This is a genomic window from Streptococcus mitis (assembly GCF_905187535.1).
GTDB lineage: Bacteria > Bacillota > Bacilli > Lactobacillales > Streptococcaceae > Streptococcus > Streptococcus mitis_BS.
In genome coordinates this window covers 1-24008 of record NZ_CAJJIE010000004.1, presented here as the reverse complement: position 1 = coordinate 24008, position 24008 = coordinate 1, and the positions used below count along the sequence as shown (strand labels likewise).

The 24008-nt window shown below is 39.2% G+C and carries 25 protein-coding genes; 18 read left to right on the top strand and 7 right to left on the bottom strand.

Annotated features, from left to right (window positions below):
- Nucleotides 1-10 precede the first annotated feature (10 nt).
- The 11 genes from secY to JQ841_RS01125 all read left to right on the top strand — a co-directional run bounded on the left by secY (nt 11) and on the right by JQ841_RS01125 (nt 7666).
- On the top strand, nt 11-1321 hold the full coding sequence (gene secY, locus JQ841_RS01175) for a preprotein translocase subunit SecY (RefSeq protein ID WP_000465403.1): 1311 nt from the start codon (nt 11-13) through the stop codon (nt 1319-1321).
- 256 nt (nt 1322-1577) lie between these two features.
- Nucleotides 1578-2216, top strand: coding sequence for an adenylate kinase (locus JQ841_RS01170; protein WP_001050436.1), 639 nt, complete (start codon nt 1578-1580; stop codon nt 2214-2216).
- A 116-nt stretch (nt 2217-2332) separates the two neighbouring features.
- Nucleotides 2333-2551, top strand: a complete 219-nt coding sequence (gene infA / locus JQ841_RS01165) for a translation initiation factor IF-1 (protein ID WP_001029883.1) — start codon at nt 2333-2335, stop codon at nt 2549-2551.
- A gap of 24 nt (nt 2552-2575) precedes the next feature.
- Nucleotides 2576-2692 (top strand): 50S ribosomal protein L36, encoded by a 117-nt coding sequence (gene rpmJ / locus JQ841_RS01160; protein WP_001808836.1) that lies wholly within the window; start codon nt 2576-2578, stop codon nt 2690-2692.
- A 17-nt stretch (nt 2693-2709) separates the two neighbouring features.
- Entirely contained in the window at nt 2710-3075 is a 366-nt protein-coding gene (gene rpsM, locus JQ841_RS01155) for a 30S ribosomal protein S13 (RefSeq protein WP_000090781.1), read from the top strand.
- Between the two features lie 17 nt (nt 3076-3092).
- The gene (gene rpsK / locus JQ841_RS01150; RefSeq protein WP_001118385.1) at nt 3093-3476 is read left to right on the top strand and encodes a 30S ribosomal protein S11; all 384 of its coding nucleotides are present in this window, start codon (nt 3093-3095) and stop codon (nt 3474-3476) included.
- Between the two features lie 42 nt (nt 3477-3518).
- On the top strand, nt 3519-4454 hold the full coding sequence (locus JQ841_RS01145) for a DNA-directed RNA polymerase subunit alpha (protein WP_000568988.1): 936 nt from the start codon (nt 3519-3521) through the stop codon (nt 4452-4454).
- 11 nt (nt 4455-4465) lie between these two features.
- Nucleotides 4466-4852, top strand: a complete 387-nt coding sequence (gene rplQ, locus JQ841_RS01140) for a 50S ribosomal protein L17 (RefSeq protein WP_000331493.1) — start codon at nt 4466-4468, stop codon at nt 4850-4852.
- 264 nt (nt 4853-5116) lie between these two features.
- Complete coding sequence (locus JQ841_RS01135) at nt 5117-5383, top strand: ACT domain-containing protein (RefSeq protein ID WP_000644130.1); 267 nt, start codon at nt 5117-5119, stop codon at nt 5381-5383.
- A 9-nt stretch (nt 5384-5392) separates the two neighbouring features.
- Nucleotides 5393-6730: a PFL family protein gene (locus JQ841_RS01130; protein ID WP_203179875.1), complete on the top strand. Its 1338-nt coding sequence runs from the start codon at nt 5393-5395 to the stop codon at nt 6728-6730.
- Between the two features lie 243 nt (nt 6731-6973).
- Nucleotides 6974-7666 (top strand): histidine phosphatase family protein, encoded by a 693-nt coding sequence (locus JQ841_RS01125; RefSeq protein WP_203179874.1) that lies wholly within the window; start codon nt 6974-6976, stop codon nt 7664-7666.
- A 102-nt stretch (nt 7667-7768) separates the two neighbouring features.
- Here JQ841_RS01125 and JQ841_RS01120 read toward each other — a convergent pair whose 3' ends face one another.
- From JQ841_RS01120 to JQ841_RS01095, 6 genes are all read right to left on the bottom strand, one after another.
- On the bottom strand, nt 7769-9427 hold the full coding sequence (locus JQ841_RS01120) for an ABC transporter permease (RefSeq protein ID WP_000440018.1): 1659 nt from the start codon (nt 9425-9427) through the stop codon (nt 7769-7771).
- A complete protein-coding gene (locus tag JQ841_RS01115; protein ID WP_084928770.1) occupies nt 9417-10508 on the bottom strand; it encodes an ABC transporter ATP-binding protein in 1092 nt (363 codons plus the stop codon). The genes JQ841_RS01120 and JQ841_RS01115 overlap by 11 nt, the downstream gene beginning before the upstream one ends.
- A gap of 12 nt (nt 10509-10520) precedes the next feature.
- Nucleotides 10521-11567 (bottom strand): ABC transporter substrate-binding protein, encoded by a 1047-nt coding sequence (locus JQ841_RS01110; protein WP_000731166.1) that lies wholly within the window; start codon nt 11565-11567, stop codon nt 10521-10523.
- A 161-nt stretch (nt 11568-11728) separates the two neighbouring features.
- The gene (locus JQ841_RS01105) at nt 11729-12769 is read right to left on the bottom strand and encodes an ABC transporter substrate-binding protein (RefSeq protein WP_203179873.1); all 1041 of its coding nucleotides are present in this window, start codon (nt 12767-12769) and stop codon (nt 11729-11731) included.
- Nucleotides 12770-12983: 214 nt separating this feature from the next.
- On the bottom strand, nt 12984-13754 hold the full coding sequence (locus JQ841_RS01100) for a response regulator transcription factor (protein WP_203179872.1): 771 nt from the start codon (nt 13752-13754) through the stop codon (nt 12984-12986).
- Nucleotides 13747-15396, bottom strand: a complete 1650-nt coding sequence (locus JQ841_RS01095; protein ID WP_203179871.1) for a sensor histidine kinase — start codon at nt 15394-15396, stop codon at nt 13747-13749. The genes JQ841_RS01100 and JQ841_RS01095 overlap by 8 nt, the downstream gene beginning before the upstream one ends.
- Nucleotides 15397-15543: 147 nt before the next feature.
- Here JQ841_RS01095 and leuS point away from each other — a divergent pair, with 147 nt between their 5' ends.
- From leuS to JQ841_RS01070, 5 genes are all read left to right on the top strand, one after another.
- Nucleotides 15544-18045, top strand: coding sequence for a leucine--tRNA ligase (leuS, locus tag JQ841_RS01090; protein WP_203179870.1), 2502 nt, complete (start codon nt 15544-15546; stop codon nt 18043-18045).
- 92 nt (nt 18046-18137) lie between these two features.
- Nucleotides 18138-18593: a MarR family winged helix-turn-helix transcriptional regulator gene (locus JQ841_RS01085; RefSeq protein WP_203179869.1), complete on the top strand. Its 456-nt coding sequence runs from the start codon at nt 18138-18140 to the stop codon at nt 18591-18593.
- 55 nt (nt 18594-18648) lie between these two features.
- Nucleotides 18649-19881: an acyl-CoA thioesterase/bile acid-CoA:amino acid N-acyltransferase family protein gene (locus tag JQ841_RS01080; protein ID WP_203179868.1), complete on the top strand. Its 1233-nt coding sequence runs from the start codon at nt 18649-18651 to the stop codon at nt 19879-19881.
- A gap of 298 nt (nt 19882-20179) precedes the next feature.
- Nucleotides 20180-20875: a GNAT family N-acetyltransferase gene (locus JQ841_RS01075; protein WP_203179867.1), complete on the top strand. Its 696-nt coding sequence runs from the start codon at nt 20180-20182 to the stop codon at nt 20873-20875.
- A gap of 11 nt (nt 20876-20886) precedes the next feature.
- Nucleotides 20887-21306: a GNAT family N-acetyltransferase gene (locus JQ841_RS01070; RefSeq protein ID WP_203179866.1), complete on the top strand. Its 420-nt coding sequence runs from the start codon at nt 20887-20889 to the stop codon at nt 21304-21306.
- Between the two features lie 742 nt (nt 21307-22048).
- On the opposite strand, the gene JQ841_RS01065 is transcribed toward JQ841_RS01070, so the two are convergent.
- On the bottom strand, nt 22049-22141 hold the full coding sequence (locus JQ841_RS01065) for a type I toxin-antitoxin system Fst family toxin (RefSeq protein WP_000970382.1): 93 nt from the start codon (nt 22139-22141) through the stop codon (nt 22049-22051).
- A gap of 122 nt (nt 22142-22263) precedes the next feature.
- Between JQ841_RS01065 and ruvB the strand changes: the two genes are divergently transcribed.
- The gene (gene ruvB / locus JQ841_RS01060; RefSeq protein ID WP_338014995.1) at nt 22264-23262 is read left to right on the top strand and encodes a Holliday junction branch migration DNA helicase RuvB; all 999 of its coding nucleotides are present in this window, start codon (nt 22264-22266) and stop codon (nt 23260-23262) included.
- Entirely contained in the window at nt 23243-23815 is a 573-nt protein-coding gene (locus tag JQ841_RS01055; RefSeq protein ID WP_203179865.1) for a nucleotidyltransferase family protein, read from the top strand. Before ruvB ends, JQ841_RS01055 begins: the two co-directional genes overlap by 20 nt.
- Nucleotides 23816-24008 lie beyond the last annotated feature (193 nt).

The window sequence follows — 24008 nt, the reverse complement described above, 5'->3', positions numbered from 1 at the left end:
GAGGTGACCTATGTTTTTTAAATTATTAAGAGAAGCTCTTAAAGTCAAGCAGGTTCGATCAAAAATTTTATTTACAATTTTTATCGTTTTGGTCTTTCGTATCGGAACTAGCATTACAGTTCCTGGTGTGAATGCCAATAGCTTGAATGCTTTAAGTGGATTATCCTTCTTAAACATGTTGAGCTTGGTCTCAGGGAATGCCATGAAAAACTTCTCAGTTTTTGCTCTTGGTGTTAGTCCCTACATTACGGCCTCTATCGTTGTCCAACTCTTGCAAATGGATATTTTACCCAAGTTTGTAGAGTGGGGTAAACAAGGGGAAGTAGGTCGAAGAAAATTAAATCAAGCTACTCGTTATATTGCTCTTGTTCTAGCCTTTGTGCAATCTATCGGGATTACAGCTGGTTTTAATACTTTGGCTGGAGCTCAATTGTTGAAAACAGCTCTTACTCCACAAGTCTTTATCATGATTGGTATCATCTTAACAGCTGGTAGTATGATTGTGACTTGGTTGGGAGAGCAAATTACAGATAAGGGATACGGAAATGGTGTTTCTATGATTATCTTTGCCGGGATTGTTGCCTCAATTCCAGAGATGATTCAGGGCATCTATGTGGACTACTTTGTGAACGTCCCAAGTAGCCGTATCAACTCATCTATCATTTTCGTAATCATTTTGATTATTACTGTATTGTTGATTATTTATTTTACAACTTATGTTCAACAAGCAGAATACAAAATTCCAATCCAATATACTAAGGTTGCACAAGGTGCTCCTTCTAGCTCTTACCTTCCTTTGAAGGTAAACCCTGCTGGAGTTATCCCTGTTATCTTTGCAAGTTCGATTACTGCAGCGCCTGCGGCTATTCTTCAGTTTTTGAGCGCTACAGGTCATGATTGGGCTTGGGTAAGAACAGCACAAGAAATGCTGGCAACAACTTCACCAACTGGTATTGCCATGTATGCTTTGTTGATTATTCTCTTTACATTCTTCTATACGTTTGTACAGATTAATCCTGAAAAAGCGGCAGAAAACCTACAAAAGAGCGGTGCCTATATCCACGGAGTTCGTCCTGGTAAAGGTACAGAGGAATATATGTCTAAACTTCTTCGTCGTCTTGCAACTGTTGGTTCTCTCTTCCTTGGTGTGATTTCTATTTTACCGATCGTAGCAAAAGATGTTTTCGGGCTTTCAGAAGCAGTTGCTTTTGGAGGAACTAGTCTTTTGATCATTATCTCTACAGGTATTGAAGGAATCAAACAATTGGAAGGTTACCTATTGAAACGTAAGTATGTTGGTTTCATGGATAGAACAGAATAAAAGTATTTACTGATACTCTTCGAAAATCAAATTCAAACTACGTCAACGTCTCCTTGCCGTACTCAAGTACAACCTGCGTCTAGCTTCCTAGTTTGCTCTTTGATTTTCATTGAGTATGAATCAGTAAATGCTGAGAGAGTGGAGGTTTAAACTCTGACATTTGTGAGAGTTTGGTCTCCCCTCTTCTATTTTGTTTTTAAATAGGGGTGAAAAGATTTTTTGCTTCTATTTAAAAATAAAATAAGGAGATCAAATCATGAATCTTTTGATTATGGGCTTACCTGGTGCAGGTAAGGGAACTCAAGCAGCAAAAATCGTAGAACAATTCCATGTTGCACATATCTCAACAGGTGATATGTTCCGTGCTGCTATGGCAAATCAAACTGAAATGGGTGTTCTTGCTAAGTCATACATTGACAAGGGTGAATTAGTTCCTGATGAAGTTACAAATGGGATCGTAAAAGAACGTCTTTCACAAGATGATATTAAAGAAACAGGATTCTTATTGGATGGTTACCCACGTACAATCGAACAAGCTCATGCCTTGGACAAAACATTGGCTGAACTTGGCATTGAACTAGAAGGTGTCATCAACATTGAAGTGAATCCAGATAGCCTCTTGGAACGTTTGAGTGGTCGTATTATCCACCGCGTAACTGGAGAAACTTTCCACAAGGTCTTTAACCCACCAGTTGACTATAAGGAAGAAGATTACTACCAACGTGAAGATGATAAGCCTGAGACAGTGAAACGTCGTTTGGATGTGAATATTGCTCAAGGAGAACCAATCATTGCTCACTACCGTGCCAAAGGTTTGGTTCATGACATCGAAGGTAATCAAGATATCAATGATGTCTTCTCAGATATCGAAAAAGTATTGACAAATTTGAAATAAAGCGTTTTTCACACTTGCAATAATCCGCTACAAATGTTATACTAAGATAGTCTGACTTATAATTGTTGTCTCTGTGTCTAGAGGCATCGAATCGAAATTTATGGAGGTGCTTTTGCGTGGCAAAAGACGATGTGATTGAAGTTGAAGGCAAAGTAGTTGATACAATGCCGAATGCAATGTTTACGGTTGAACTTGAAAATGGACATCAGATTTTAGCAACAGTTTCTGGTAAAATTCGTAAAAACTATATTCGTATTTTAGCGGGAGATCGTGTTACTGTCGAAATGAGTCCATATGACTTGACACGTGGACGTATCACTTACCGCTTTAAATAATCGAAAAACTTGGAGGGATAAGAAATGAAAGTAAGACCATCGGTCAAACCAATTTGCGAATACTGTAAAGTTATTCGTCGTAATGGTCGTGTTATGGTAATTTGCCCAGCAAATCCAAAACACAAACAACGTCAAGGATAAGATAGAAAGGAGAAAACATGGCTCGTATTGCTGGAGTTGACATTCCAAATGACAAACGCGTAGTAATCTCATTGACTTATGTTTATGGTATCGGACTTGCAACATCTAAGAAAATTTTGGCTGCTGCTGGAATCTCAGAAGATGTTCGTGTACGTGATCTTACATCAGATCAAGAAGATGCTATCCGTCGTGAAGTGGATGCAATCAAAGTTGAAGGTGACCTTCGTCGTGAAGTAAACTTGAACATCAAACGTTTGATGGAAATCGGTTCATACCGTGGTATCCGTCACCGTCGTGGACTTCCTGTCCGTGGACAAAACACTAAAAACAACGCTCGCACTCGTAAAGGTAAAGCTGTTGCGATTGCTGGTAAGAAAAAATAATATAGGAGGTAAAAGTCTTGGCTAAACCAACACGTAAACGTCGTGTGAAAAAGAATATCGAATCTGGTATTGCTCATATTCACGCTACATTTAATAACACTATTGTTATGATTACTGATGTGCATGGTAATGCAATTGCTTGGTCATCAGCTGGTGCTCTTGGTTTCAAAGGTTCTCGTAAATCTACACCATTCGCTGCTCAAATGGCTTCTGAAGCTGCTGCTAAATCTGCACAAGAACACGGTCTTAAATCAGTTGAAGTTACTGTAAAAGGTCCAGGTTCTGGTCGTGAGTCAGCTATTCGTGCGCTTGCTGCCGCTGGTCTTGAAGTAACAGCAATTCGTGATGTGACTCCAGTGCCACACAATGGTGCTCGTCCTCCAAAACGTCGCCGTGTATAATCATCGCATTACACTGCTTTTCGTTTAAGAGGGAGTAACTAAATGATCGAGTTTGAAAAACCAAATATAACAAAAATTGATGAAAATAAAGATTATGGCAAGTTTGTAATCGAACCACTTGAACGTGGCTACGGTACAACTCTTGGTAACTCTCTTCGTCGTGTACTTCTAGCTTCTCTACCAGGAGCAGCTGTGACATCTATCAATATTGATGGTGTGTTACATGAGTTTGACACAGTTCCAGGTGTTCGTGAAGACGTGATGCAAATCATTCTGAACATTAAAGGAATTGCAGTGAAATCGTACGTTGAAGACGAAAAAATCATCGAACTGGATGTTGAAGGTCCTGCTGAAGTAACAGCTGGTGACATTTTGACAGATAGCGATATTGAAATTGTAAATCCAGATCATTATCTCTTTACAATCGGTGAAGGTTCTTCTCTAAAAGCGACTATGACTGTTAACAGTGGTCGTGGATATGTACCTGCTGATGAAAATAAAAAGGATAATGCACCAGTTGGAACACTTGCTGTAGATTCTATTTATACACCAGTTACAAAAGTCAACTATCAAGTGGAACCTGCTCGTGTAGGTAGCAATGATGGATTTGACAAATTAACCCTTGAAATCTTGACAAATGGAACAATTATTCCAGAAGATGCTTTAGGGCTTTCAGCACGTATTTTGACAGAACATCTTGATTTGTTTACAAATCTTACTGAGATTGCTAAGTCAACTGAAGTGATGAAAGAAGCTGATACTGAATCTGACGACCGTATTTTGGATCGTACGATTGAGGAACTGGACTTGTCTGTGCGTTCATACAACTGTTTGAAACGTGCCGGTATCAATACCGTGCATGATTTGACAGAAAAATCTGAAGCAGAGATGATGAAAGTACGAAATCTTGGACGCAAGAGTTTGGAAGAAGTGAAACTCAAACTCATTGATTTGGGTCTTGGATTAAAAGATAAATAAAGGAGGAATACATGGCTTACCGTAAACTAGGACGCACTAGCTCACAACGTAAAGCAATGCTTCGCGATTTGACAACTGACCTTTTGATCAACGAATCAATCGTGACAACTGAAGCTCGTGCTAAAGAAATCCGTAAAACTGTTGAAAAAATGATTACTCTAGGTAAACGTGGTGATTTGCATGCACGTCGTCAAGCAGCTGCTTTCGTACGTAATGAAATCGCATCTGAAAACTATGATGAAGCAACTGATAAGTACACTTCTACTACAGCACTTCAAAAATTGTTCTCAGAAATCGCACCTCGTTATGCTGAACGTAACGGTGGATACACTCGTATCCTTAAAACTGAACCACGTCGTGGTGATGCAGCGCCAATGGCGATCATCGAATTAGTATAAAATCATCAATTTTGTTGAGTGTTATGATGATGGAGTCTTGTGCTCTTAGTCTAGCTCTGGTCTACCGCTAGGATTTCGGTCCTAGCGGGAACACTCATCATAAGTTGGGATAGTAGACGCTTGTTTACGAAATTGTTTTTTTCTTAAGAACAACTTCGTAAGCAGGCGTTTTTGAGTATTTTAGTTGGAATTATGCTATACTATTTGAAAAGAATCCTGTTTAATGTTCAGGTTTCCTATTAAAAGAAGAATTGGAGTTTGCTTATGAAAGCGATTATAACTGTTGTTGGTAAAGATAAATCTGGAATTGTTGCAGGTGTTTCTGGTAAAATTGCAGAATTGGGTTTGAATATTGATGATATCTCTCAAACTGTTTTGGATGAATATTTCACGATGATGGCTGTCGTCTCTAGTGATAAAAAGCAAGATTTCACTTATCTTCGTAATGAATTTGAAGCTTTTGGGCAAACTTTGAATGTGAAAATTAATATTCAGAGTGCAGCGATTTTTGAAGCTATGTATAATATCTAGGAGGTTATTATGGATATTAGACAAGTTACTGAAACCATTGCCATGATTGAGGAGCAAAACTTCGATATCAGAACTATTACCATGGGGATTTCCCTTTTGGACTGTATCGATCCGGATATCAATCGTGCTGCGGAGAAAATTTATCAAAAGATTAGGACCAAGGCAGCTAATTTAGTGGCTGTTGGCGATGAAATTGCGGCTGAGTTGGGGATTCCAATCGTTAATAAGCGTGTATCGGTGACACCCATTTCTCTGATAGGGGCAGCGACAGATGCGACAGACTATGTGGTTCTGGCAAAAGCGCTTGATAAGGCTGCGAAAGAAATCGGTGTGGATTTTATTGGTGGTTTCTCTGCCTTGGTACAAAAGGGGTACCAAAAGGGAGATGAGATTCTCATCAATTCTATTCCTCGTGCTTTGGCTGAAACGGACAAGGTCTGCTCGTCAGTCAATATCGGCTCAACCAAGTCTGGTATCAATATGACGGCTGTGGCAGATATGGGACGAGTTATCAAGGAAACGGCTAATCTATCAGATATGGGAGCAGCCAAGTTGGTTGTATTCGCTAATGCTGTTGAGGACAATCCGTTTATGGCAGGTGCCTTCCACGGTGTTGGAGAAGCTGATGTTATCATCAATGTCGGGGTTTCTGGTCCTGGTGTGGTAAAGCGTGCCTTGGAAAAAGTTCGTGGTGAGAGCTTTGACGTAGTAGCCGAAACAGTCAAGAAGACTGCATTTAAAATCACTCGTATTGGTCAATTGGTTGGACAGATGGCCAGCGAGAGACTGGGTGTGGAGTTTGGTATTGTTGACTTGAGTTTGGCGCCAACTCCTGCGGTTGGAGACTCTGTAGCACGTGTCCTAGAAGAAATGGGACTAGAGACGGTTGGTACGCATGGAACGACGGCTGCCTTGGCTCTCTTGAACGACCAAGTTAAGAAGGGCGGAGTTATGGCTTGCAACCAAGTTGGTGGTTTGTCTGGTGCTTTTATCCCTGTTTCAGAGGATGAAGGAATGATTGCTGCAGTGCAAAATGGCTCTCTTAATCTGGAAAAACTAGAAGCTATGACTGCTATCTGTTCCGTTGGTTTGGATATGATTGCCATTCCAGAAGATACACCTGCTGAAACCATTGCGGCCATGATTGCAGATGAGGCTGCAATTGGTGTTATCAACATGAAAACTACGGCTGTTCGTATCATTCCCAAAGGAAAAGAAGGTGATATGATTGAGTTTGGAGGCCTATTAGGAACTGCACCTGTTATGAAAATCAATGGAGCTTCGTCTGTCGATTTCATCTCTCGTGGAGGACAAATTCCAGCACCAATTCATAGTTTTAAAAATTAAGAAAATAGGAGAAATTTTAAGTTCTATTTAAGGTTAGGTATGTATACTGTAATCATTAAATAAAGACCTCCTAATATTATTTGAAACAGATAACACTGATTTAGTTTGATTTGATTTTCATCTAATATCTTTATTTAATAGAACTCCTAAACTTTTTCATAATAATCTCCTGCAAAAGTCGCCTGTATGGGTGGCTTTTGTTTTATCATCCATGATATAATAGAAACAAACGGAGGACGGAAAATGGTAAAAGTACGATTGTATTTGGTACGTCATGGCAAGACCATGTTTAACACGATTGGTCGCGCGCAAGGTTGGAGCGATACCCCCTTAACAGCAGAAGGTGAGCGAGGGATTCAAGAATTAGGAATCGGTTTGCGAGAATCTGGTCTACGGTTTGAGCGCGCTTATTCCAGTGATTCTGGCCGCACCATTCAGACTATGGGAATTATTCTTGAAGAACTTGGCTTGCAAGGGAAAATCCCATATCGCATGGACAAGCGTATCAGAGAATGGTGTTTCGGTAGTTTTGATGGAGCCTACGATGGTGATCTTTTCATGGGTATTATTCCTCGTATCTTTAATGTGGACCACGTTCACCAATTGTCTTATGCTGAATTGGCTGAGGGCTTGGTAGAGGTTGATACAGCTGGTTGGGCTGAAGGCTGGGAAAAACTCAGTGGACGAATCAAGGAAGGCTTTGAAGCGATTGCCAAAGAAATGGAAGAACAAGGTGGGGGCAATGCTCTTGTCGTTAGCCATGGAATGACCATTGGAACCATTGTTTATCTAATTAATGGCATGCATCCGCATGGTCTCGATAATGGTAGTGTGACGATCCTAGAATACGAGGACGGTCAGTTTAGCGTAGAAGTTGTCGGCGACCGTAGTTACCGAGAACTAGGACGTGAGAAGATGGAGGAAGCCTCTATTTAATTAGTCTAGACTTGCTTGCTATGAACTAGGGATTTGATAGGAATATTAAGATAAGAAAAAACAGCCGAGGGTAATCCTTTCGGCTGTTTTTGATGGGGAAAACTAAAGTGTGATGCTATTGCTTTTAGAGATTTTCATAAACAAGAGCAAGGAACCTACTGTTAGAACAGTCAGGATAGTTGATAAGGCTGCGGCTACACCGTAATTCCCTCTGAGAACCTCTGTATAAATGGCTACAGTCATTGTTCTTGTTTTGACATTGTAGAGGAGGATAGAAGTAGAGAGTTCTGAAATCATTGTAACCCAAGATAGGATAGCTCCAGAAATAATACCAGATAGCATCATTGGAGTTGTAATCTTGGCAAAGGTATTGAGACGGCTACTTCCTAAGCTTTCAGCAGCTTCTTCAATACTTGGTGCTATTTGTTGCAAGCTAGCAACAGATGAGCGAATAGTATACGGTAATCTTCTGACAGATAGAGACATAATCAAGATGAAAGCAGTTCCTGTAATCATAAGAAATCCACTTCCAAATAGACCGGTATTGAAGGAAGAAATGAAGGCAATCCCTAGAACAGTTCCGGGTACAATATAAGGGACCATACTGAGGCTGTCAATTAAGTTTGTAAACAAATTCCGTTTTCTAACGGCTAGGTAGGAGATAAATGTTGCGAATAGGACAACTAGAACTAAGGCAATCAAAGGGATACGAATAGTATTGAAAATAGCAGATCCCATACGATTGAAAGCTACCTTGTAACTGTTTAGAGAATAACCTTTGACAAATACCATACCTGATGTTTTTAGGAAAGAAGTATAAATCAAGTAGACTTGAGGTAGAACAGAGAACAAGATAATTCCGTAGACTGTTGCATAAATGGCAGCCATTTTTCCTTTTGTAGTTTTTTTAGGCTCAATTGGATGGAGCGAATTCATGCTGAAACTGTAGCGGTTTGAGATGTATTTTTGGATAAGGAAGATTGCCAAGGCAATGATAATCGCCATAATTGCTAAAGCAGATGCAAAAGCAGAATTTCCTCCAACCTCGCTAATGAATTGGGTATAAATCAAGACGGGGAAAGTCCGATATCCTTCACCAATCAACATAGGCGTTCCAAAATCTGAGAATGCTCTCATAAACACAAGCAAGGCAGCAGCTAGTAAGGTTGGAACTAGGAGAGGTAAAACAACCGTTACGATACGCTTAAATCCGAAGGACCCCATGCTTTCAGCAGCTTCAAGTAGAGAATTGTCAATACTTTTCATTGTCCCAGCAACGTAGAGAAATACCAGTGGGAATAGTTGCAGTGTAAAGACAAGTACAATTCCTTTGAATCCATAAATATCAATAGCTGGAAGATGAAGAGTATTTGTCATGAATTTTGTGATGACCCCATTTCGTCCCAGCAAGAGAATCCAGGAGTAGGCTCCCACGAAAGGAGCTGACATGGAAGCAATGATAATCAATATTTGTAGAAATTTCTTTCCCTTGAAGTCATACATGGAAAAAAGATAAGCTAATAGGGTTCCTACAACTAAGGAAGTGACAGTAGCGGTAATGGAAACCTTGAAACTGTTGACAAGTGTCTCAGAGTAGTAGGCTTTACTAAAGAAAGTGACAAAATTAGCTAGTGAGAATTGTCCTTCATGTATGAGTGCTTGCTTGAGCACGGTAACGATAGGATAAACCAGAAAGACAAGATAGGTAAGAAAGATGAAGAAAGAGGAGGCTGTCCAAATATTTAGTTTTTTACGTTCCATGGTTGACTCCTTTTATCAGGTTTTGGGAACCATCTGCAGAAAAGACGTTTAATTTTTGAGTATTGATTCGTAGACGAATACGATCGCCTTTTTGTAGATCTTCTTCAAAAGTTGATTCTTCGCTAACTTGAATTTTTGAGGCAAATCCTGTTTCGATGAAATACTCCGTATTTAGTCCAAGATAGACGCTATCGCTAATAGTTCCTTCAATATCTCCAGATTCATCTTTGATAAATTCTTCAGGACGAATGCTTACATGAATGGCTTGCTCCTCAGCCTGATCAAGAGCTGGCATTCGAAGAGCATAGCCATCTGAAAAGACGATATAAGCGCCGTCGCTCCGTTTTTCAAGAGTGGCAGGGATAATATTTGTGCGTCCGATAAAGGTAGCCACAAACTCATTAGCTGGTTTATGATAGAGTTCTTTTGGCCGACCGATTTGTTGAATCACCCCATCTTTCATAACAGCAATTTGGTCTGAAATAGCCATGGCTTCTTCTTGGTCGTGGGTTACATAAACAGTTGTAATTCCCACTTCGTGTTGGATTTCTCGAATGGCTTGACGCATATCCAAGCGAAGTTTGGCATCTAGGTTACTAAGTGGCTCGTCCATGAGGAGAACACTTGGATTAACAGCTAAGGCACGTGCCAAGGCGACACGTTGTTGTTGTCCACCACTGAGTTTATCGGGCTTCCGATCCGCATATTGAGCAATTTGCATGAGTTCAAGATACTTATTGGTTTGTTGGACTAATTCTTCTTTCGGAACCTTCTTTTGCTTAAGACCAAAAGCAACATTGTCTCGGACAGTCAAATGTGGGAAAATAGCGTAGTTTTGGAAAACCATCCCGATATTGCGTTTGCTGGGTTCCATATTATTGATTTTTGTATCATCGAAGTAAAATTCTCCACCTTCGATACTGTTGAAACCTGCAATCATACGAAGAAGGGTCGTTTTCCCACACCCTGAAGGCCCAAGAAGGGTAAAGAGACTTCCTTTTGGAATTGTAATGTTCAAATTCTCAATAACAGGGACATCGTGATAGATTTTTTTTGCGTTAATAATTTTGATCTCACTCATAGTGAACCTCTTTTACTGTTTAGATTGGATATCTGTAAAGACTTCGTTGTATTTCTTAACGATATCTGATTTATTCTTGATGACATAATCATAATCTTCAGTGAGTGTTTTGATTTTGTCAATTGGTTTCATATTTTCGCTCGTTTTAGCATTTTTACGAACAGGACGGTTAGTAGTGGTTGTACCAAGTGTATCTTGTACTTCTTGAGAGATAATAAAATCGATAAATTTCTTGGCATTTTCCATATTTTTCGCTTTTTTAACGATAGCAGCACTAGCAGGTAGGAAGACTGTTCCTTCTTTTGGATAGACTACCTTGATGTTAGCTCCGTCATTTAAGAGTTTAACTGCTGGATCTTCATAAGAGAGACCAACAGCCATTTCTCCGTCAGCAACTGCTTTATAGACACCAGATGAACTTGAACCGATTTTACCATCAATAAGTGTGAAGAGATCTTTTACATAAGACCAAGCTTTATCGTCTTTGTAACCACCTTGAGCTTGTAGCATATTTGTTAATTGAGCAAAGGCGCTAGAAGAGTTTGCTGGGTCAGCAGTTGCAATTTTTCCTTTTAGTTCAGGTTTGAGAAGGTCGCTATATCCTTCGATGTTCATGCCTTTCGTTAAATCAGGATTGACGATTAAAACACTACCATCCAGTGTATAAGGCGTAGAGTAGCCAGTTGTGTTTTGATATTCTTTGATAACATTATCATTTTCTTTTGAAGTATAGTTTTCAAAGAGCTCTCCGTGGGTAGCATATTGTGTATAAGAACCACCAAAGATGACATCGGCTACAGGAGCTTCTTTTTCTGACTCTAGTTTTTTGAAAAGTTCTCCAGTACCAGCTTGAATCAGTTCTACTTTGATACCATATTTTTCTTCAAAGGCAGGAATAGTTGCTCCGATTAAGCCCTCTGAGTTTGGTGAATAAACGACTAGCGAACCGCCGTCTCCTTTATCAGATGAACCGCCATCGGCAGATTCATTAGAAGAACAAGCAGCAAGACCAAAAAGGGCTAGTCCGCAAGCAGCATAATACATCCATTTCTTTTTCATGATGGATACCTCCGTTGTGTTATTTAAGTTTATTGTAAAACAATGTAAGCGTTTTTAAAACTGATAATTCTATTCTATTAGAGTAAAATTCTCTACAAAAACGGAAGTAATCTTTTGATTTTATAGTAGGGTTTGACAGTTAATCATTGGAAAGTCAAATATTATTTTTTAGATTGGATATCTGTAAAAATGTCATTGTACTTTTTAAGAATGGCGGATTTGTTTTTAATGACATAATCTGAATCTTCAGTGGCAATATTGATTTCTGTCATAGCCTTCATATTTTTATTGGTTTTAGCATTTTTACGAATGGGTCTAATTGTTGTTTCAGTTCCTAGCTTATCTTGAATTTCTTGAGAAAGGAGAAAATCGATAAACTTCTTGGCGTTTTCCATGTGTTTGGCATTTTTAACGATAGCCGCGTTACCAGGTAAAAAGACGGTTCCTTCTTTTGGATAAATGACTTTTACATCAACTCCGTCATTTAAAAGTTTTAAGGCAGGGTCTTCATAGGTGAGCCCTACAGCCATTTCTCCATCTGCGACGGCTTTGTAAACATTTGAAGAGCTAGATGCAATTTTTCCATCTACTAGGGTAAATAGATTTTTCACATAGGTCCAAGCTTGTTCATTTTCGTATCCACCTTGATCAATAAGCATGTTTGTTAATTGAGCAAAGGCGCTAGAAGCATTACTTGGATCAGCAGTAGCAATTTTACCTTTTAATTTAGGATTGAGTAGATCATTGTAGCCTTCAATTTTAATATCTTTTGTAAGAGCTGAATTGGCAATGATGACACTGACATCAAGTGTATAAGGCGTGTAGAATCCAGTTTTATTTTGATATTCAGGGATTATCTGGTCGTTCTCTTGAGAAATATAAGGTTCAAAAAGATTTTCGTTAGAAGAGAAGAGGGCGTAGGAGCCTCCGAAAATGACATCGGCTACAGGCGATTCTTTTTCAGCCTCAGCTTTTTTGAACAATTCACCAGTGCTGGCTTGTACTAAGTCAACCTTAATACCATATTTTTCTTCGAAGGCTGGGATTGTTTCTTCGATAAGGTCTTCAGGGTTAGGCGAGTAGACAACCAAAGTGTTATCTGAATCTTTTTCAGCGCTAGTTTCAGCTTCTATAGGTGAAGAACATCCTGATAAAGAAAGGAATATCCAGCTACAAGAGAGAAAGAATAGTATTTTTTTCATAAGTATCTCCTTTTTACGAACATTTTCTCTACTTAGATTATTAATGTTTTTAAATTGTAGAGTTCTACAGGATATAATAAAAACCTTAAAGAAATCTAAAACGAGAAATAGGAAATGGGTGTCTCGAGCAAGGATGGGTAAACTGTAGCTGGGATTTCGATGAGAAGTATAAAATAAAAAGATTGCTACAGTAGAGTTGAGCAATCCTTTTACATCAATGGTTTTTATCCATGAGTTTTAATTCTTTTGGAGAAATATGGAGATACTTTTTAAAAACTTTGGCAAAATATTTATAGTCTGAAAATCCAACTTGTTCAGAGATATCGCTTAAGGGAGAATTAGGGGATTCAGCCATTTTATCTATAGCTTGCTTGAGGCGGTAGCGTAAGATATATTCATTTAGCGTCATTGGGAAATCTTCTTTGATAACCTTATATAGATAACTTTCGCTATACCCTAGATTCTCTGCAATGGTAGAAATGGTAAAGTGCATGCAGTAGTGTTGATGAACAAATTCAAGAATTTGCTGAATGATTTGGTTTTGTGTATCGACTTGTTGGATAGAGGTGAGTAAAGTTTGATATTCTTCTAAAAAAGGAGTTTCTTGATAAGTGCTAACTCGTAATCGCAAAACAATTTTTTGAAGACATTCTGTCAATTCCTTGGTATCAATTGGTTTGGATAAGAAATCTACCGCGCCATATTGCATGGCTTTTTTGGCATTTTGAAAATCGTTATAACCTGATAAGATAACTTTTTCATAGGGGAGAGTACGAGTGGCTTCAAACATCATAAAAGCATCCATAATTGGCATGGTGATGTCTGTTAAGACAATATGAGGTTCTTTTTCTTGGATGAGTTTCATACCCTCTTGACCGTGACTGGCAGTTCCTACGACTTGGATACCTAAGGCAGAGTAATCTACGGCAATCTCTAGCCATTTTCGAATGAGGTGTTCATCTTCTACGATGATGAGCTTAAACATGAGTTAGTCCTTTCGTTACAAATTTGACCCAAGTTTCTCCATGGCGATTGACTCCTAAATCTAGCTGGACATCAGAAAAGAAATTGCTCAATCGTTTGTAGCTGTTAACGATACCATGCTGGGTATGAGGGCTTTCTAAAGAGTCTAAAATAGCGAGTCGCTCTTGTTTTGTGAGCCCTCCGGCATTATCCTTGACTAAAAAAGTCAGAGAATCTTCTTCCAAGGTAATTTGGATATCAATATGAAGATCAATACGGTATTGCATCCCATATTTTATAGCATTTTCTACTAGAGGAAGCAAGAAAAGCTTAGGGATAGGCTGATTATCGACAGTTTCTGGACAGACAATATCATAAGAAAAGTGCTCAAAACGAATCTTATGAATCATAAGGTAATCCTCTATAATCTTTAAATCCTGACAAATGGTTGTTTCTTTTTCTAAATCGGTGATACTGTAGCGAAGAATGCGCGTGAGGTTTTGAATCAGGTCTTGTGTGAGAGCGGCATCCATTAAAGAAGTGATTTTAATCGTCTCAAGTGTATTGTAGAGAAAATGAGGATTGAACTGAGCTTCTAGCATTTTTCTTTCAAAAATCCACTTTTCTTTTTCTATGGTCAACATTTTCTGGTGAAGTTGATCTAATTCGTACAACATATTGTTGATTTTTTCGGCCATAAACTCAAACTCATCACCTGTTTGTAGAGAAAGCCTTTTTTCTGCTTGTTTAGGAATTTCTTGAAGTTGGTAAACCAAACTTTCAATAGGAACAGCATTGTGTGTGGCAATCTTATGAGCAATTCGCCTTGCTTGCCAGAAATAGAGGAAGAATATACATAAGGTGAGAATGGAGGCTAGACCAAGTAAGCTAGGAATGGGAAAAAAGGATTGAAAAGTATAGATTGAAAAAATAGCACCGACTTTTTCTTTTTGAACAATAAGCGGTTCATTCGCATACCAGTGGGTGCGAGAGTGTAGGAGTTTCTCATCAAATTTTTCAAGAGTGGAACGAGTAAATTGATTTGTATTGTTGGAAAACATATTTCCAAAGCTATCGGTAATGATGTATTTGGAATTGATCATTGGGAAACTTGAGATGAAATCATTCTCATTTACGAAAGCAATAGTATAGGCCTTAACTCGTTGGTTTTGAAGTAGTGGTTTGATAAAGAGTGTGTAATGTTGCTTATCTGAAGAGAGTGCAATTTTTTCTGTAACTTTTTCTTGAGAAGGATTTTGAATGAGCAGTTTTAGATAGTAGGGAGATAAAATACTTTCTTGATGATTGCGATTGGTACTAAATAGTAATTCACCTGTATCACTTAGAATAATGAGGTCAGAACTAAGTTTTAATTTAGCTTTTGTCTCGTAAAATAAGCTAAAGACCTCTCTCTCTGTGTGTTTGCCATCCAAAAATCCAGGAATCATTTTATGGTTCATGGTAGTCAGGAGCTCATTATTTGCTTCTTTCATTTCTTGAACCTGTTTTACAATCTGTCTCGTATCTTTGGAGAGTTGCTGCTTTTGTAAAACATAGGAAAAACCAAAAAGTAAAATGAGTAGTAAGAGTGAGGTCACAAAGGCTGCAATAGAGCTTCTATGGAGAATTTCTTTTTGGAGAGATTTTTTAAAGGAATGAGACATCCGCTACCTCCTTGGAAGGGTTTTCTGTTATAAGTATAGCAGTTTAAAAATTCTAGAGCAAGGTAAAATAGAAAAGTATAGAATAGAACGAGACCAAATTCCCTCAAAAATGGTATAATAGTAACATCACAAAATTGGAGAGAGACCATGAGTTTTTACAATCATAAAGAAATTGAGCCTAAGTGGCAGGGCTACTGGGCAGAACATCATACATTTAAGACAGGGACAGATGCATCAAAACCGAAGTTTTATGCTCTTGATATGTTCCCTTATCCATCTGGAGCGGGTCTGCACGTAGGGCACCCGGAAGGTTACACCGCAACTGATATTCTCAGCCGTTACAAACGTGCGCAAGGCTACAATGTCCTTCACCCAATGGGTTGGGATGCTTTTGGTTTGCCTGCAGAGCAATATGCTATGGATACAGGTAATGACCCAGCAGAATTTACAGCGGAAAATATTGCCAACTTCAAACGTCAAATCAATGCGCTTGGATTTTCTTATGACTGGGATCGTGAAGTCAACACAACAGATCCAAACTACTACAAGTGGACGCAATGGATCTTCACTAAGCTTTACGAAAAAGGTTTGGCCTATGAAGCGGAAGTGCCAGTAAACTGGGTTGAAGAGTTGGGAACAGCCATTGCCAACGAAGAAGTTCTTCCTGACGGAACTTCTGAGCGTGGAGGCTATCCAGTTGTTCGCAAACCAATGCGCCAATGGATGCTCAAAATCACGGCATATGCAGAGCGCTTGCTCAATGACTTGGATGAACTTGATTGGCCAGAGTCTATCAAGGACATGCAACGCAACTGGATTGGTAAATCAACTGGTGCCAATGTAACATTCAAAGTTAAGGGAACAGACAAGGAATTCACAGTTTTTACCACTCGTCCGGACACCCTTTTCGGTGCGACTTTCACTGTCTTGGCTCCTGAGCATGATTTGGTTGACGCTATCACAAGTCCGGAGCAAGCAGAGGCTGTAGCAGACTACAAACACCAAGCTAGTCTGAAATCAGACTTGGCTCGTACAGACCTTGCCAAGGAAAAAACAGGAGTTTGGACCGGTGCTTATGCCATCAACCCTGTCAATGGCAAGGAAATTCCAATCTGGATTGCGGACTATGTTCTTGCTAGCTATGGAACAGGTGCTGTCATGGCCGTGCCTGCCCATGACCAACGTGACTGGGAATTTGCCAAACAATTTGACCTTCCAATCGTAGAAGTACTTGAAGGTGGAAACGTAGCAGAAGCTGCATACACAGAAGATGGACTTCATGTCAATTCAGACTTCCTAGATGGATTGAATAAAGAAGACGCAATTGCTAAGATTGTGGCTTGGTTGGAAGAAAAAGATTGTGGGCAAGAGAAGGTGACTTACCGTCTCCGCGACTGGCTCTTCAGTCGTCAACGTTATTGGGGTGAGCCAATTCCAATCATTCATTGGGAAGATGGAACTTCAACAGCTGTTCCTGAAAATGAATTGCCACTTGTCTTGCCTGTAACCAAGGACATCCGTCCTTCAGGTACTGGAGAAAGTCCGCTAGCTAACTTGACAGACTGGCTTGAAGTGACTCGTGAAGATGGTGTCAAGGGGCGTCGTGAAACCAACACCATGCCACAATGGGCTGGTTCAAGCTGGTACTACCTCCGCTATATTGACCCACATAATACTGAGAAATTAGCTGATGAGGACCTCCTCAAACAATGGTTGCCAGTAGATATCTACGTGGGTGGTGCAGAGCATGCTGTACTTCACTTGCTTTATGCCCGCTTCTGGCACAAATTCCTTTATGACCTCGGTGTTGTTCCAACGAAAGAGCCATTCCAAAAACTCTTTAACCAAGGAATGATTTTGGGAACAAGCTACCGTGACCACCGTGGTGCGCTTGTGGCAACTGACAAGGTTGAAAAACGTGATGGTTCCTTCTTCCATGTGGAAACAGGAGAAGAGTTGGAGCAAGCACCAGCCAAGATGTCCAAATCTCTCAAGAACGTTGTTAACCCAGATGACGTAGTGGAACAATACGGTGCCGATACCCTTCGTGTCTATGAAATGTTCATGGGGCCACTTGATGCTTCCATCGCTTGGTCAGAAGAAGGTCTGGAAGGAAGCCGTAAGTTCCTTGACCGTGTTTACCGTTTGATTACAAGTAAGGAAATTGTTGCGGAAAACAATGGCGCTCTTGACAAAGTCTACAATGAAACCGTTAAAGCTGTCACAGAGCAAATTGAGTCTATGAAATTCAATACAGCCATTGCCCAACTTATGGTCTTTGTCAACGCCGCTAACAAGGAAGATAAGCTCTATGTGGACTACGCCAAAGGCTTTATCCAATTGATTGCTCCATTTGCACCTCACTTGGCAGAAGAACTCTGGCAAACAGTAGCAGCAACAGGTGAATCAATCTCTTACGTGGCTTGGCCAACATGGGACGAAAGTAAATTGGTTGAAGACGAAATCGAAATCGTTGTCCAAATCAAAGGTAAAGTCCGTGCTAAACTCATGGTCGCTAAAGACCTATCACGCGAAGAATTGCAAGAAATTGCTCTGGCTGACGAAAAAGTCAAAGCAGAAATTGACGGTAAGGAAATCGTGAAAGTGATTAGTGTACCTAACAAACTCGTTAATATCGTTGTGAAATAAGATAGGAATCCTTCAGAGTAGAATCTGGAGGATTTTTTATTTGACAGGAAGTTTCTATTTTGTTAATATGATTAACAAAGAAAAGAGAGATTATGGATAAAAAAGAATTTATTGCATTTAATAATCGTTTCAATAGATTTATTTTAGCGTTTGACCAGTTAAAAAAAAATCAACATAAAAGTGGTGTTGACAAATCCATTACGTTGAATGAGGTACATTTGATTGTTGTAATTTGGAAAAATCAGCCCTTAAATCTAGTAAAATTATCTGAATTATTAGAAGTTTCAAGAAGTGCAATAACTCAAAGTGTTAGGAGATTGATTCAAAAAAATTTAGTTGTTTTTGATTTTGCTTTGAATAATGGGAAAAATAAATATTTGAGATTATCTGAAAAAGGCATCGAAATTTTTAAAATCCATAAGGAGCAACAAGCACATATTGAAAAATCGGTCTTTTCAGTTTTAAACAACTATAGCGAGGTGGAACTTCAAACAGTTGTGAAATTGATGGATGATATTGAAAAGGTGTGGGGAGAATTACCGTGGTAAAAGTCGCGGTAATTTTAAAACATGATTGTTAAGTGTATTAACAAAAGGAGAAGATATGACTGTAAACATTGAACTGATTTCACAAACTGATTTAGCGGATGAATCTTTTTGTATTACTATCAATGGTTTAGAACCAAGGACAAGGTATTGTGTAGAAATGTACCTGTCTGACTATTACTGTATAAATGCTCCCTTGCTTTTAGATCATGATGTTATATGGAAATCAACCGCAATTTTTTTATCTGATCAGGACGGTATGATTGATACCTCTCAGACAGCCTCTATTTCGGGATCTTATAAAGGAGTTTCAGAAATGGGATTATTCTTTAATGCGAAACCGTTGAAGAATAGGAAAAGGAGATTACCCAATTCTCTTGATAGAATTCCATTGCGAGATTATTTTGGTGTTGAAATTAAAATCAGGCTGGGGAAAGATGTGGTCGCGGAGCAAAGTTTTGTAAGGCGTTTTATGAATCTGGGAATAAGGTATCAAGATATTTATGACAAGCATTTTCAAGGTCGATTATTTTATAATGAAAAATTAAGAAGGGCGCCAGCCGTTATTATTGTTAGCGGTAGTGAGGGGAGAATTGAAAAAGCTCAGAATATTGCCCAACTTTTATCTTCTAGAGGCTATATTTGTCTTGCGATAGCTTATTTTGGTTTAGAGGGATTACCCCACAATTTAGAACGAATTCCAATAGAATGTCTGGAGGAGGCGAAAGATTTTCTATATCATCATCCTCAAGTTGATAATACAAAAATAGGAATATATGGTCGCTCTAAAGGAGCAGAGCTTGTTCTGGCTGGACAAAGTATTTTGGATGATGTGCAATGTTTAGTACTCAATTCTCCCTCAAATGTAATATTTGAGGGAATAAAGGGAAAACTCAATTCTCATTCATCTTCTTGGACATATTTGCAAAAAGAACTTCCGTATCAAAAATTTCAGTTAGGAGATTATTTGTTAAACAAGTTTTTTGGAAAACAGATTCCTGAAGATAGCAGGGCTCAGATTGATGTGAGTAAAATTTCCTCTTCTTTATTATTACTAGGAAGCGATGTTGATGAAATATGGAATGCATCATCTGCGATAGATGATATCATTTCACATTATAAAGGGGAGTCCATTTTGTTTAAAAAATACCATGAAACAGGGCATATGTTGACGGTTGCTTATCAACCGAATCATCGTTATCAAAAAGATTGGCGCTTATTGATGAAAGAAAGTGTAGACTCTTGGTTTGCTACGATAAATTTTTTTGATACACATCTGAAAAATTTGTAGATAGTGCTGAACCGTACTATAATAGTCCCAACTAAGATAAAAACACAGTTCTGGTTGGTAGTCCAGTCTACAAAAGAAAACACTAAAACAAGAGAAATTTGAATACAAACAGTAAAAAATAGAGAGAAGCATAAGGGGCATTAACTCACTCGTTCCCATATTTGATTATTCCTCCATAAAGTGGATGGATGATTTTTATAAGAGGAGTTTGCATTATTGAATAGAAAACCAAGTGTTTCCTAAAATTTTCATTGAGATATGTTATACTATATTCAAGGAATGAACAAGGAGAAAAACAATGCCAGTAAACGAATATGGTCAGATGATTGGTGAGTCAATGGAAGATTATACACCCGGTGCACTTCCTTCTATTGATTTCTTAGAGGGGTGTTATGCTCGAATAGAGGCTCTCTCAGTAGAAAAGCATGCGGAGGATTTGTTAGCTGTTTATGGTCCGGATACTCCTCGGGAGATGTGGACCTACCTCTTTCAGGAACCAGTGGCAGATATGGAGGAGTTAGTTAGCCTTTTAAATCAGATGTTGGCTCGTAAGGACCGTTTTTACTATGCAATCATAGACAAGGCAACTGGTAAGGTTTTGGGAACTTTTTCTCTCATGCGTATTGACCAGAATAACCGAGTAATAGAAGTGGGAGCTGTCACTTTTTCTCCAAGACTCAGGGGGACACGGATAGGGACAGAAGCCCAGTATCTTTTGGCTAGCTATATCTTTGAAGAGCTTAACTATCGTCGCTATGAGTGGAAATGCGATGCTCTTAACATGCCATCAAGACGAGCTGCGGAGTGTTTGGGATTTGTCTATGAAGGAACCTTCCGTCAGGCAGTGGTTTATAAGGGGCGTACAAGAGATACAGATTGGTTGTCTATGATTGATAAGGACTGGCTTCAAGTCAAATCTCGGTTGGAAGCATGGTTACGTCCTGAAAACTTTGATAAAAATGGACGACAGTACAAGAGCTTGAGAGAACTCTAAGAGGTGTTGACATGATAACAATTAGAAAGCAAGAAATCGTCAAGCTCGAGGATGTTTTGCATCTCTATCAGGCTGTCGGTTGGACAAATTATACCCATCAACCAGAGATGCTGGAGCAGGCCTTATCTCATTCATTAGTGATTTATGTGGCACTTGATGGCGATGCTGTGGTGGGCTTGATTCGTTTGGTTGGAGACGGTTTTTCATCAGTTTTTGTACAGGATTTGATTGTTTTACCAATCTATCAGCGTCAAGGGATTGGTAGCGCCTTGATGAAAGAGGCTTTAGAGGATTACAAAGATGCCTATCAAGTCCAGCTGGTGACAGACCAGACAGAAAGAACCTTGGGATTCTATCGTTCTATGGGCTTTGAAATCTTATCTACCTATAATTGTATAGGGATGACTTGGGTGAATCGAGAAAAATCATAAAACTTGTTTTTTTATTAAGCAAAGTTTAAGGATGGTCTAGTATTATATAGTCATTAAATAAAGACCTCCTAACTTTATTTAATGAAATCCTAAAACTTTTTTCATCATAATCTCCTAATGAAGCCACCCAATCAGGTGGTTTTTTTCTTGGATAGGTGATGGTGATAGAATTTTTTTGCAAAATAGTAAAATTTGAGAAAAGTTAAGCTAGTTTTAAGCTTTGTCTTGTATCATATAGTTATTAAATAAAGACCTCCTAACTTTATTTAATAAAATCCTAAACTTTTCTTTTTCATAATAATCTCCCTTAACTCCACCCAATCAGGTGGAGTTTTTTGGCTCTATTTCAGACTTTTGGGGACTATTCTAAAAATCATTTTTCGATATTTTTCGGATTTTGGTCGGGGAATTGGCGGGGACTTTTTGAGATTTTGGCGGGGATTTTTTAGCGAATATGACTAAGAAATAGGTCTGTTGTCGCTTCAGCAAGTTCAACCTCACTTTGAATTTAAGTGACTGTTAATTGAAGGACTAGAACTACTATAATAATGCTCTTGGTTGACAAGGAGTGAGTCATCATATTGTTGTACAGCGGTTAAAGCTTGAAAAGCCGAGAATATGAACCTTTGACAAATTTTGTGAACTGTGGGATAATAAAAAGGAATTGAGTACTAGTTCTATATCATAGGCTAGAAAAGACCCCAAGCTCACGTCCAAATAAGCTTGAGGTCTTTTTTTGACACTATTTGTCTTTGTTTAGCCATTTATCGACTAAGCGAAGAACAACACCGACCACAATTGGTCCGATGATAGTTTTGAGTACTAATTCCATCATGGACTATCTTACTTCCTATGGCAGGCGATGAAGCAGTGATGTAGAATAAAGTGCTAAAGTCGGGAGTCACCCAATCGGGTGGCTTTTTTGTTTGCGGGCTGGATTTTTGATATAATAGAGCCATGAGTAGAATTTTAGACAATGAGATTATGGGGGATGAGGAGTTAGTGGAACGCACGCTCCGTCCTCAGTATTTACGTGAATATATTGGGCAGGATAAGGTCAAGGACCAGCTTCAAATCTTTATCGAAGCCGCTAAAATGCGGGATGAAGCGCTGGATCATGTGCTCTTATTTGGGCCTCCAGGTTTGGGGAAGACGACCATGGCTTTTGTTATTGCCAATGAACTGGGAGTTAATCTCAAGCAGACGTCGGGTCCCGTTATCGAAAAAGCTGGTGATCTGGTAGCGATTTTGAATGACTTAGAGCCTGGGGATGTCCTCTTTATTGACGAGATTCATCGCTTGCCCATGTCGGTGGAAGAGGTGCTTTATAGTGCCATGGAGGACTTTTACATCGATATCATGATTGGGGCTGGTGAAGGCAGTCGCAGTGTTCATTTGGAGTTGCCACCTTTTACCTTGATTGGTGCGACGACTCGGGCTGGTATGCTTTCCAATCCTCTACGGGCACGTTTTGGAATTACAGGTCATATGGAATATTATGCCCATGCTGATTTGACAGAAATTGTCGAGCGGACGGCAGATATTTTTGAGATGGAAATCACTCATGAGGCAGCATCCGAGCTGGCCTTGCGCAGTCGTGGAACCCCTCGTATTGGCAATCGCCTCCTCAAGCGCGTGCGCGATTTTGCCCAGATTATGGGGAATGGGGTTATCGATGATCTTATTACCGATAAGGCTCTGACTATGCTGGATGTTGACCATGAAGGTTTGGACTATGTGGACCAAAAGATTCTTCGCACGATGATTGAGATGTATGGGGGCGGTCCTGTCGGTCTAGGAACTCTTTCTGTGAATATCGCTGAAGAGCGCGAGACGGTGGAAGACATGTATGAGCCTTACTTGATTCAAAAAGGTTTTATCATGCGAACTCGTTCAGGACGAGTTGCGACCGCTAAGGCTTACGAACATTTAGGATATGAATACAATGAAAAATGAGCAAGAAATTCTAGATGCATTTAGAGAAAATCCGGATATGATGGCTATTCTGACTATCATCCGAAATCTTGGTCTGAAAGACTCGTGGTTGGCAGCAGGTTCTGTCAGAAATTTCATCTGGAATCTCTTGTCAGACAAATCACCTTTTGACTGTGAAACAGATGTTGATGTGATTTTCTTTGATCCAGATATTTCTTATGAGGAAACCTTGTCCCTAGAGAAAAAGCTGAGAGAGGACTTTCCTCAGTACCAATGGGAGTTGAAAAATCAAGTTTATATGCACCAGCACAGCCCTCACACTGCGCCTTATACCAGTTCCTGTGATGCTATGAGTAAGTATCCAGAACGGTGTACTGCAGTTGGACTGCGCTTGAATGAAGAATACGCATTGGAACTTTTTACTCCTTATGGACTCGAGGATATTGTGAATTTTCAAGTTCGCCCAACTCCTCATTTTTTAGAGAATCAAGATCGAATGAAGCTCTATCAAACACGATTATCCAAGAAAAATTGGCAAGAAAAATGGAAAAATTTGATTTTTAAAAATACTTAAGGAAACTTTAAGCTAGGAAGTGTATACTAAGTACATAAGTTAAGGTCTTCTTAACTTAAACTCCTAAAACTTTTTCATAATAATCTCCCTATAAAAAATAGAGTCGCCCAATCAGGCGGCTTATTTTTTTGAAAAATGGGCTTGGTGCCTGAGAATAATACTCAATGAAAATCAAAGAGCAAACTAGGAAGCT